This is a genomic window from Thermoplasma sp. (genome assembly GCF_023256435.1).
Taxonomy (GTDB): Archaea; Thermoplasmatota; Thermoplasmata; order Thermoplasmatales; family Thermoplasmataceae; genus Thermoplasma.
In genome coordinates this window covers 1-11,889 of record NZ_JAGDXM010000042.1, presented here as the reverse complement: position 1 = coordinate 11,889, position 11,889 = coordinate 1, and the positions used below count along the sequence as shown (strand labels likewise).

The window sequence follows — 11,889 nt, the reverse complement described above, 5'->3', positions numbered from 1 at the left end:
TATTCACTGTTGCCCTTCTCCGCCTCCACGCTTATGATACATGATCTTCTGTCAGAGATAGCCATTTCAGTTGGCTTTCCGTGTATCGTTCTGACTATGGCCTGCCCTTCAAACTGAACGTCCTCATCGGTAAAGACAAGTACCGCCACGGTGACTCCACGACTTGAGGCTCTTTGCAGGTATTCTTTCAGATCATAGAATTTATGGCTGGATAAAGAAATTATGATCTCATTCTCTGCCTCATTGATCATGCTTTGCATCTTCTGTATTATGCCGTCATAACCTTCCACAAGCGAAAGGAAGGTAGAATATCTGTCAGGGTACATCTTCTTATTCTCAACATAACGCTGAAGGTTAAGGGAATAGGAATCAAGCCAGTCTCTTTCTCGCTTCAAAACCTGCGATACTGGTATGGCCTTGTATATCTTTTTCTTTCCCATGCTCTCCTCTATGAAACCCTTTTTGATAAGAGAGTTAAAGAGATCGTATACTCTGGGCTGCGGTATACCGGTGAGTTTCACCACCTCGGTTGAACTCATCGGTCCCTTTAGCACCAGTACCTCGTATATCTTGATCTCGTATGGAGAAAGCCCGAATTTTGAGAGACCGGAGAATATGTCATTTTCCATTACCATGTTATTGAAAAACAGATAAATAAGTTTAGATGCATCAAATATTATGGTTCATTGATAAATCTAAGGTCATTGGATCATGAAAATTAATGTTTTTCTTAATTGAGTTATCAGCTCTCTCAAGAAATCTAGTGTTAATTTGATGGCATGTGCAATTCAAAATTATCGTTGCACCCTATGCATATTAATAATCCTCTGAGATTCTTAATCATGCTTGATTTTGATATTGCTGAGATGCTCACTGAAGATCGACCGAATAAGTACTGGGAAATGTTGAAACAAATAGGCGTGAGGCATGCCGTCGGCGTTTTGCCGAGATGGTTCAGCGACTGGAGGATGCACAGCGAAGATGAGCCATGGGGATACCTTTCGCTTTTGAAATATAAGAACATGCTTTCCGATAGTGGCTTTAGTCTTGTGGCCATAGAAGATAATCCGCCAATGGAAAGGATAAAACTGGGCCTTAAAGGCAAGGAAGAGGATATGGATCATATCGCTCATATGATGGAAAATTTCGGAAAGCTTGGTATAAAGCTGTGGTGCTACAATTGGATGGCGGGTATCGGATGGGTGCGGACGTCGACGCACATCAACAGTGAGTTTGGCAAAGTTTCAGGTTTCAGATACAGCGACGTTGAAAATGCTGAAAAATATCATATCCGAATAGAAAGATCGGATCTGTGGAAGAATCTTAAGGAATTTCTTGATTTCATAGTTCCTATTGCGGAGGAAAATGATGTAAAACTGGCCATGCACCCTGATGATCCTCCAATACCTGATCTGATGGGCATCCCGAGAATAATGAACACGATAGAGGCATATGATAAGCTCTTGGAACTAAATAGAAGCGATTACAATGGCATAGCGCTATGTCAGGGTAATTTCACGCTGATGACGGATAATCTGCCGGCCGTCATAAGGCATTTCAACATGAGGATATCCTTTGTGCACTTCAGAGACGTAGTTGGAGATAAGAACAATTTTACAGAGACACTCATAGGGCACGGCAAAACGGATGCCTATGAATGCATGAGGGCATATAACGATGTGGATTTTGATGGGATTATGCGCGTTGATCACGTACCCACTCTATCTTCAGATGATGCAACTGTGCCAGGTTATTCCTATCTCGGCCGTCTATACGCTATAGGATACATAAATGGACTGCGCGATGCTGCGAATTCTCACAGTTGAACCATAATTATATTTTCCGTCTTTATCTTATCCGAAGTATCATCAGATGGATAATTTAGAATGCCTATATGGGTCAATGCAACTATTTTATTCGAGTCTCTAAAACAACGATGAAATCAACATTCTGTTTGTATTCATGTATCCGGCGTACTTATTGGTGCCTTTATGCTCAAACCCCCATCGACAAGCAAAGACACGCCTGTTATGAATGATGCCTCATCTGATGCAAGGAATGCCACCGCATTGGCCACTTCTTCAGGCTTTCCGATTCTGAGCATCGGATGTGATCGGGCCCACTCCTCCTTTTTCTTTCTTATTTTGATCGGATCATCACCCACCTCCAGTTTAGCTGCCTTATCAACAAGCGGTGTATCTATTGTTGCTGGAAGAACAGCATTGCATCGTATCAGCGGGGCATAATCAAGGGCTATACTCTTCGTTATGCCGATTATTGCATGTTTTGATGTTACATAGGCAGCAGCATTCTTTGTTACGATGTTAGCCTGTACAGAAGAAATATTGACTATACTCCCTCCGCCATTGACCTTCATAATTTTTATAACTTCCCTTGAGACGTTGTATATGCCATTTACATTGACGCTCATTATCCGGTTCCACATATTTTCGTTGGTCATATCCAAAGGGGCATATTCCTCAATCCCTGCGTTGTTAACTAGGACGTCTATCTTTCCGAATTTTTCTTTGACTTTGTTCACGGCAAGCCTAACATCATTAAGATTTGAGACGTCACCCCTTAGATACATTACACCATTGTCTTTTTCCTCCGGATCATCTATTGAAAATGAAATGACGTTGCATCTCTCCAGCCTGAATCTATCTACTATAGCTTTTCCAATGCCTCTGGTACCTCCAGTGATCAATACAGTCTTTCCGTTTAGATCCTTGTACATACGACTCTCAGATGCATTTTCTATACTTTTCCTTTCCGTTATGTAATATACTGACCATATAAAATATAAATTGAAATAATAGCAGCCAACTGCGAATTTTGATTTTGAATATCGTTGAGAAACTATCGATGATATTTACCAGTAAGAAGAATAATTCATAAGTCTACTATGATATTCATGAGGTAGTATCCCGCAGAGAAGGAGGAGAATCTGTATCTCATCACAAAACATCAATAGAATAGTTGGATCGATTAGTGAAAAAGTATTTACTTCTAATAAAAGACATGATCCGCATATGTCGAGTAAATGCCTGAAAAATGAATTATTGAAAAATGAGAGTTTGTGTAATGTTTGAAAAATTAGACTTTTTGGAAAAGTATATAGGCTATTTTCCCCTGGAAATACTCAACAAATACTTTGCAAGATTTATAGGAATAGGACTTGTATAGCTCGAAACCACGCCTGTATACATCTCGATATGAGGCTCTTCCGGAATCTACACATGCGTATAGATGTTTTCACTGAAAGGAGGCTCGAAGATTCAGCTTTGATGTATCTGGCAGTGCATAGAAAACGGGCCTGCCGGGATTTGAACCCGGGTTGTCGGCTCCGAGGGCCGATGGGATATCCTGGCTACCTCACAGGCCCATGGGATAATCGTGATATAGTATATGAGTAACTCGTAGATCGTGTTGCCATGTTCGTCTGTTCTGATACATAATATATTCAATCATTACAATGAGATCAAGTACATTTGAGAGAAGACTTATCGTATCCTTTTCATTCTTATTATTAGTTATATGACGTCCAGGATATTTGTAGGAGAAAGACTTCTTACAGGTTCAAATTAAATACTGAATGATGACCTGAAGGATTTTGGAGTGGAGCATCTTATATTTAATTTATACACTATGGAATATAATAGTTTTCCTAAGAGAAGAAAATATAGAAGTACTTTTAATGCAGAAATAAGATATATCTTGATCTCATAAAAGCCATAATGAATGTGATATAGCGATTAATGCAGATATTAATGAAAGAAAAACATAAATGATAGAATATTGATAACGAATGAAATGATGATTTTAGGCATTTCATTTGAGTAATGCTTCTCTATTGCCAAATGATGGAGGTTGCACATGTCCAAACATGTCGTCTTTGATCGAGGTACACATTCAGATGTTGATGAGATAAAGCGATTCACATCCAATACGTGGAGAGTCGGATATTATAATGATCTTTACAGAACCATCGGAAATACAGGTACAATGGATGACTACGTCGATAAGATTATAGAGAAATGGGTTGAGGAAGGTTCGGTATATGTTCTCAGAGTTGATGGTTCACCTGTTGCAACGATCCATTTTGATAAACTTTCTGATGGATCGATCATGCTTGGTGGATTGAGGGTGGATCCTGAACACAGGGGCTCTAAATATGGGCTGAGAATAATGCAAGAAACGATTGATTTTCTCAGGGATAAGGCTAAAAGACTAAGATCGGCAGTATATTCATGGAATACCCCCTCACTCAATCTAGTCAAAAAGCTGGGCTTCCATCCTATCGATGAGTATGAAGTTTATACATTCGAAAATAGAGAGGGAACTACCATAAATATCGTTCCATCGATAGCTGAGTATTCTGGCAGATACAGATGCGTTCTAGTTGATTGGAAATACATATGTTCTGAGCACATGTATCAGATATACGAATCTTACAGAAACAATTTCATAGTGGATTCGGCTAATTTAATATATTTTGATCAATATGAAGGAGGTATAGATTTCGTTATTAACGATAGCGATGACGTCTCATCTTTCATAGATGAAAATAGAAAGCTGGATGGCCGGATCATGTTCTATGTACGAAAAGATATCTCGAAGGATCTTACATTTACACCATCTTCCTCAATGTTGATATGGGAATTCACATACGATTCATGATATAATGTCTCATGTAGCGGATTATCTATTTAAGATCAAATAATTTGAAAAATTTTCATATGGTTTTTTGTCATAAAATTTACATACGAATGAAACGAGCAAATTTAATAATATGATGGCATGTTAAACAGATTATGCCAAATGTGATAGTCTCTGCAGCGTCCAGCGGAATTGGAAAAGGCATCGCTGAGGTACTTGCAAGATGTGGATACAAAATGACGCTTTTTTCAAGAGACGAAAATAAGCTTCAGGCCGTTAAGAATGTATTGAAAAGCAAGTATGGGAATGAGCCGGTGACAATTGGTGCGGATCTTTCAAGATCCGAAGATATAGGGAAGGTGTTAGAAAAACATCGCGAGATCTATGGAAGCATAGAAAATCTTGTAGTCAATTATGGCGATCCAAGAGTCGCCTCGTTTCTGGATCTAAGCGAAGATGACTGGAAATACGCTTTAGATATGATTCTGATGTCTACGATAAGACTTACAAGGGAAGCGCTGAAGGATATGATAAGGCTGAAGGGTGGATCCATCGTGTACGTGACTTCGATGACTGTAAGAGAACCCATGGAAGGTTTTTCACTATCATCATCGATCCGATCTGCAGTGGTATCACTCGCAAAGAATATTTCACTCGAGGTATCAAAATTCGGTGTGAGAATAAATACGATATCTCAAGGCTATGTAAATACCGATAGATTGCGCGACGTTATCAAAAATAGCATAGATCGGGCAGAGGGTATGCGGAGACTGAGCGGAGACGTTCCACTTCGCAGGGTGGCTGAGCCGGAGGAGATAGGTGAGGTCGTTGAATTCCTCCTCTCAGACAGATCCTCGTATATCAACGGTGCAAATATACCTGTAGATGGTGGAATAACCAAATTTCCGCTTTGATGTGGTACTTTTAAGCATATTATAAAACTCTATCCTGAAAAAGGAAATATATGAATTAATTGATAATTCCGTATAAACCCATATTATGAACCTAGATCTGCCATAAACCTATTTTTTAGATCCCGCAATTATGCTTCCTTCGTTTTTCTGACACCATCTCTATTTTCAGATCACGATCACCGCGATCAGCTCAAAAAGATAATAATTGAAAAAGATATCATGCTCCAATGGAAAAAGCCATTCTTGTCAGGCACGGAGAAAGCGAGACAAATGTTTACGGTATAATATCCACCGATGAGGATCGCTATCCGCTAACGGAGAATGGCGTATTTCAGGTTCAGAGAACTGCAGCTCAACTGGCGGAACTTGATTTTGATGGTATAATATCAAGCCCTATACTCCGTGCTTATCAGAGCGCTCAGATAATAGCATCTGCTACAGGATTATCCATAGTGAAGGATGAACGCGCTAGAGAATCTGAATTTGGGCCCTATAATAACAGCAGAATAACGGAGATCCCGTACGGTACAAGGGAAGAACTGGAGATGGAACCATGGGAATCTCACGTTAGGAGGATGCGATCGCTTGTCAGCGATTACGATGGCAGCTATATAATCGTTAGCCATGCATATCCGATAAAGAGCCTTCTCTGCGATTTTCTTGGCCTTGGGGAGTTTGATTGTTTCAGCGTCGAGATCAAGAATGCTTCCATGTCAGCCGTCCTTGTAAAAGAGGAACGCGTTCTGACAATAGGATCCCTTATACTGAGCGAATCCGTGAAGAACCACTTTAGAAAATGAATATATATAGATATGCTATCATTTGCCATATCAGGTTGAATGCTGATCCTATCGATCAGGTCTTCCTGAGGATGAAAGCATGTTCAGTATAGGTAATATCCTCAGACTTTCCATATTTGGTTCATCTCACGGTGATCTTGTAGGGGCGATGATAGATGGATTTCCGGTCGGGTTCAAGGTACCTTTTGATTACATACAGCGGTATATGGATTATCGCAGACCAGGATCAGGCATCCTGACGTCGCAAAGGAAGGAGGAGGATAGAGTTGAGATAGTGTCCGGCCTCCATGAAGGATATACCGATGGAAGTCCGATAACGATCCTCATAAGGAACACCAACGTAATATCCTCTTATTATCAAGAGTTGAAGGACAATCCTAGGCCAGGCCACAGCGACTACACGTTGTTCCTGAAATATGGTAAATTCAGAAATTACGAGGGTGGTGGTTTCCTGTCCGGTAGAATGACCGCACCGATCGTTGCGGCTGGCTCCATAGCCAAGGCCTATCTTGAAAACACTGGCATAAAGGTGAAGAGCTATATGAGATCTATAGGAAACGTCGAATGCGATAGGATCACCGGTGATGTCTATGACTTTGAGACAAGAATGCCAGATGCTGAATGCGATGCGAAGGCCCATGATCTCATAATGAGGGTCATGAAAGAGGGAGACAGCGTGGGCGGTAGAATAGATACGGTCATAGAGAACTTTCCGGGAGGCGTGGGAGAACCGTTCTTTGATTCCGTTGAGAGTGCCATATCGCATGCCATCTTCTCGATACCAGCTGTGAAAGGTATAGAGTTCGGAGATGGCTTCAGAATGGCCACAATGCTTGGATCGGAAGCAAACGATCCCTTTGAAATCGTTGACGGGAAGATTATGACGACAACCAATCATAACGGAGGTATACTAGGTGGCATAACAAATGGAATGCCCATAAGATTCTCGGTTGCCATCAAGCCAACACCATCAATACATAAACCGCAGAAAACCGTCAACTTGGAGAAAGGCGAACCATCCATGATAACGGTTAAGGGCAGGCATGATCCATGCGTTGCCATAAGGGCCGTTCCGGTGATAGAATGTCTGACTTCGTTTGTTCTTCTTGATCTTCTGATACAGTCAGGGCGCGTCGATCGATACAACATTGGAGATATATGAGGTATATATGGGCAGAGGAAACAATGTCAATACCCTTATAAATGAAATTAAAATGTAAGTAACGTGTCGTTGAATATTCTTGGATATGATGTTGGTGGTACAAAGATATCAACTGTTGTAGGTAACGATTCAGGCAAAATACTTTCAAACGTCAGAATGCCCACTGTAAAGCATCTGGGAAAAAAGAGACTGATCGAAGAGATGATAACAATGGGCGATGCCGCACTAAAAAAAGCCCATGTTGATAAACCAGATCTGATAGGCATCATATTCGCCGGGCCTGTAGATCGGAGCAGAGGCGTGGTCATAGCCTCACCGAACATATTCGGTTTGAGCAATTTCAACATAGTTGAACCAATTCAGGACTATTACAAGACCGATACTTTTCTGGAAAATGATGCACAGGCGGCGGCAATAGCTGAGCGTCTTTTTGGTTCAGGTAAGAATGTGGACAACTTCGTCTATATGACGTTGAGTACTGGAATCGGCGGAGGCATATTCATCAATGGAAAACTTTACCGCGGTGCCCATGGGATGGCTGGTGAGATAGGGCACAATGTGATCATGGTCAATGGCCCAACCTGCGGATGCGGAAGGCGTGGATGCCTTGAGGCGCTTGCCGGCGGTAAGGCCATAGCTAGAAGAGTCATTGAAAACCTGCGTGCAGTTAGGGACTCGGATTTCTTTTCCAAGTTGAAGCCCAACGAGATAACTGCGGAGAAGGTGTTTGAAGGCAAGAGGCAAGGTGACATGTTCTCCCAGCTTATGCTTGAGGAGACCATATACTATCTTGCAGTCGGTCTCGTTAACATAATAAATACACTGGATCCCGAACTGGTGATAATAGGTGGAGGCATTTCAAAGGCTGGCAAGGATCTGTTTGATCCGCTGAATGATGCGGTGAAGGAGGAGTTTAAGAGCATGTACAGGCCGTTCAAGATCGTTCCAGGCCTGGAAAATGGATCGGATCTTGCAGCGATATCGGTTCCGCTGTACACGGAGATGGAGATGCATGGCGAGAGAGAAAAGCAGTATTGAGATGTGCCTCTACTACGAAGACGGAATGTGCCATTTCTCATCCTATGCCACTCCTTGCACACTGTGCATGAATTACAAGACGGCATATCCCATAGGAAAGAAGAAAAAGCCGATATACGATATATTCGATCTTGCCCCTGATATATTCACAGAAGGAAGCGATCTTCAGTCAAGGCTTTACTGATTCTTCTGGCATTTTTGAATGGACATAGATTATCGTCTGAGTCTCTGTTGGATGCTGATACCGTGCGGATCTATCTTCCCGCTCGCGGAATAAAATTGAAGGATGTTTTTCCGATTCATCTTAAATCTGTGCAGCCATTTCTCAGTTCAGCGGCTCATTTCTCATTATTGAAGTGAGATATTTTTCATCAAAGTTATATAGGATGATGCTTAATCATTTTGTATGGCGAGTACGGTTGCAGATGTGATAATAAAAACGCTGGCTGAACTTGGCGTAAAAAGAATATACGGAATACCCGGAGACTCCATAAACCCGCTGGTTGATGCCCTAAGGACTCAGGACAAGATAGAATTCGTGCAGACAAGACATGAGGAAGGTGCAGCGCTTGAGGCAGCATTCGAGGCAAAGCTGACCGGTCAGCTGACAGTATGCATGGGTACATCCGGTCCCGGTTCAATACATCTTCTGAATGGCTTATACGAAGCAAAGATGAGCAGGGTGCCTGTCATAGCCCTGACAGGACAAGTTGAATCTGATCTCATCTATCATGATTATTTTCAGGAAGTTGATCTGAACAGGCTTTTTGAGGATGTTTCTGTTTTCAATGCACAGATTGTCAATCCTGAATCTGCGTTCTACATCATCAATAGAGCTTTCCGCGAGAGCGTCAGCAAGCGTGGTGTATCCCACATAACGCTACCGGTAGATGTATTGAGAATGAATGCCGAGATAGGATCTATAGACAATAATTTCAGGGATAATCCGCACTTTGTCATAGATCCAAAACCGGCAGAAGATATGATAAACGGCAGCAAGAGGCCGTTGATATTCATGGGCAGGGGTGCCATCGGTGAGACGGATCGTTTGAACGAATTTGCCGAGAGGATAGGTGCACCGGTGATATACAGCGTGAATGCCAAGGGGCTCGTCAGCGACGAGGATCCAAAGGTAATGGGGCCGCTTGGTCTGCTGGGCACAAAGCCTTCTGTGGAGGCCATGAAGAAGGCGGATCTCATCATCTTTCTTGGAACAATATTTCCATATGTTTCCTTCATAAATGAAAAGGCGAAGATGATTCAGGTGGAGATAGATCCGTCAAACATAGGTAAGAGAGTTCATGTTGATCTGGCCTATCACTGTACGGTTTCTGATTTTCTCAGTCAGGTTAAGCCTTCAGAAAAAAAGGAAAAATTCTACATGGAGATGACTGCAGAGAAACAGGACTGGATTGCAAACATGGAAAAGCTTGAATCTGACAGGTCAAAGCCCATAAAACCTGAATTTCTCACAAGCGTGATATCGAAGAAGGCGGAGAAGGATGCTGTCTTCATTGTTGACACAGGGAACGTGACTGTCTGGTCCATAAGACATATTCATGGCGGTCAGGGACGAACCTTTCTGCTGTCTCCATGGCTTGGTACAATGGGCGTTGGCATACCAGGTGCAGTGGGTGCTTCGTTTGCAACCGACAGGCAGGTCATAGCGATCACCGGCGATGGGAGCTTTGCAATGACAATGATGGAGCTCATAACTGCGAAGAAATATTCTAGGCCGATAAAAGTGGTTGTGTACAACAATTCAAAGCTGGGAATGATAAAGTTTGAGGAGGAAGTCATGGGATACCCAGAATGGGGTGTTGATCTTATGAATCCAGACTTTGCCAAGATTGCCGAGGCGATGGGGATAACGGGGATAAGGGTTGAGGATCCAGAAAGGATAGAAGAGGTTGTGGATGAATTTCTCAGGATCAGTGGCCCAGCCGTGCTCGATGCTGTGGTTTATGCAGATGAACGCCCGATGCCACCGAAGCTCATATTTTCTCAGATAAAGGGATATGTGACATCAATACTGCGAGAAAAGCTGGAATGATCCATTGATTCCTTTTATTTAGAAAATAAGTAAAAATAAGATCATATTATTTTGAACCTGACTGCTTCAGTCTCTCGAGGAGCTTCTTGTTGACATTTAACAGCTCTATGCCCTTTGCCAGGCCCATGCTTATGTTCCTTGATCCTATGTTCCTCATTATCTCCTCGGCTTCTGGATGATCCAGGCCTATCACAGGCAGCATCATCTCTACCGTTCTTGATGCCGTGCGGTTTCCTGTGAAGTACCTTATGACAAGCCTTACTATCCTGTCCAGGTTCGCAAATAGGAATTCACGGCCAGGCAAGGTCTCCATCGCAGAGCTGAAGAAGGTTATCATATCCTGTTTCTTTATCTCAGTCTTCTCTATCATTCCATATATAGTCGAGAGATCGGTTGATGATTTCAGTTTGCCGAAGGCAGATATTATACGTACGCGATCCTCGTCCCTGTCTATGGATCTGAATTTCTCCAGAAGTCCCTTCAGATCCCCAGTGACAAGGGCATAGGCAGTTGCTATAGAATTTCTCATCTCAGGATCAGCAGAATCAAGATCTTTGAACTGCTTCGACATCTCCTCAGCATAGGACTCATCCACTATCACATACAACCTAGATACACGTCCAAGGGCTATTCTGAGGTTCTCGTCTTTCTTCTCCATCAGATACTCAACCCTGGATCTGCAGAATGCCCTGGCTTCATCGTCGAAGGCGTGCGTCAGCATGTGCAGATACTCCATCTGGCCTACTATCGATGTTATTACGTTATGATCATCGTCGTTGAAAAAGTTCCTTATTCTTTCTCTGTATGTTTCCGGATCTATCGTTCCTGATAGAAGGAAAGCAAAGAGATCGTCAACTATGCCTAAGCGATCCAGCGGAGAAAGGTCAGCGTAGTGATCGATCACGGAACTGAAAGTTTTGTCGTCGTACAGAACTCTGTAGAATCCGGTGCTATCTGCGTTGAGCTTTATGAAGTCTTCCCTTTCTATCTCCGTCTTGCCCTCTACAAGAATCTTTTCAACACCGTGGCCTCTCTTGATGTTTACAGGTATTGGCCATGCCTTTTTCTCATCTCCCTCAAGAAGGAAGCGTTTCTGGTTCAGCACGATCTTCTTACCCTCTGTGCTGGCCTCTATGACCGGGTATCCTGGATTTTTTATCCAGTACTCCATGACCCTCTTCACCGGTTTACCTGACACGTCTTCAATGGCAGTCCAGAGATCTGAACCCTCAGCGTTTCCATACTTATGATCGTTTAGATACT

Annotated in this window: 11 protein-coding genes and 1 tRNA gene; 8 read left to right on the top strand and 4 right to left on the bottom strand. The window is 42.5% G+C overall.

The features are described 5' to 3' along the window. On the bottom strand, positions 1-629 hold a 629-nt coding region (locus Q0C15_RS05665), incomplete at its 3' end, for a TrmB family transcriptional regulator (RefSeq protein WP_297217207.1). 213 nt (positions 630-842) lie between these two features. Here Q0C15_RS05665 and Q0C15_RS05660 point away from each other — a divergent pair. Beyond that, the gene (locus tag Q0C15_RS05660) at positions 843-1,826 is read left to right on the top strand and encodes a mannonate dehydratase (RefSeq protein ID WP_297217205.1); all 984 of its coding nucleotides are present in this window, start codon (positions 843-845) and stop codon (positions 1,824-1,826) included. Between the two features lie 134 nt (positions 1,827-1,960). Here the strand turns inward: Q0C15_RS05660 and Q0C15_RS05655 are convergent, their stop codons facing one another. Together Q0C15_RS05655 and Q0C15_RS05650 are read right to left on the bottom strand one after the other, a co-directional pair. After that, positions 1,961-2,737, bottom strand: a complete 777-nt coding sequence (locus Q0C15_RS05655) for an SDR family oxidoreductase (RefSeq protein WP_297217203.1) — start codon at positions 2,735-2,737, stop codon at positions 1,961-1,963. Between the two features lie 574 nt (positions 2,738-3,311). Further along, positions 3,312-3,385: transfer RNA gene (locus Q0C15_RS05650), tRNA-Arg, on the bottom strand. Positions 3,386-3,876: 491 nt separating this feature from the next. On the opposite strand from Q0C15_RS05650, the gene Q0C15_RS05645 reads away from it, so the two are divergent. The 7 genes from Q0C15_RS05645 (at position 3,877) to Q0C15_RS05615 (ending at position 10,626) form a co-directional block, all read left to right on the top strand. Beyond that, a complete protein-coding gene (locus Q0C15_RS05645) occupies positions 3,877-4,680 on the top strand; it encodes a GNAT family N-acetyltransferase (protein WP_297217202.1) in 804 nt (267 codons plus the stop codon). Positions 4,681-4,814: 134 nt separating this feature from the next. Next, a complete protein-coding gene (locus Q0C15_RS05640; protein ID WP_110641328.1) occupies positions 4,815-5,573 on the top strand; it encodes an SDR family oxidoreductase in 759 nt (252 codons plus the stop codon). 227 nt (positions 5,574-5,800) lie between these two features. Beyond that, a complete protein-coding gene (locus tag Q0C15_RS05635; RefSeq protein ID WP_110641326.1) occupies positions 5,801-6,373 on the top strand; it encodes a 2,3-diphosphoglycerate-dependent phosphoglycerate mutase in 573 nt (190 codons plus the stop codon). A gap of 79 nt (positions 6,374-6,452) precedes the next feature. After that, positions 6,453-7,535: a chorismate synthase gene (gene aroC / locus Q0C15_RS05630; protein WP_110641324.1), complete on the top strand. Its 1,083-nt coding sequence runs from the start codon at positions 6,453-6,455 to the stop codon at positions 7,533-7,535. A 63-nt stretch (positions 7,536-7,598) separates the two neighbouring features. Then, positions 7,599-8,573, top strand: a complete 975-nt coding sequence (locus Q0C15_RS05625) for an ROK family protein (RefSeq protein ID WP_110641322.1) — start codon at positions 7,599-7,601, stop codon at positions 8,571-8,573. Further along, positions 8,548-8,757 (top strand): hypothetical protein, encoded by a 210-nt coding sequence (locus tag Q0C15_RS05620; protein WP_153280154.1) that lies wholly within the window; start codon positions 8,548-8,550, stop codon positions 8,755-8,757. Before Q0C15_RS05625 ends, Q0C15_RS05620 begins: the two co-directional genes overlap by 26 nt. A gap of 222 nt (positions 8,758-8,979) precedes the next feature. After that, positions 8,980-10,626 carry a thiamine pyrophosphate-dependent enzyme gene (locus tag Q0C15_RS05615; protein ID WP_297217195.1) on the top strand — a complete coding sequence of 549 codons (1,647 nt, stop codon included), beginning with the start codon at positions 8,980-8,982 and terminating at the stop codon, positions 10,624-10,626. A gap of 46 nt (positions 10,627-10,672) precedes the next feature. Here the strand turns inward: Q0C15_RS05615 and Q0C15_RS05610 are convergent. Beyond that, a partial coding sequence (locus Q0C15_RS05610) for a M1 family metallopeptidase (RefSeq protein ID WP_297217193.1) occupies positions 10,673-11,889 on the bottom strand: 1,217 nt, incomplete at its 5' end.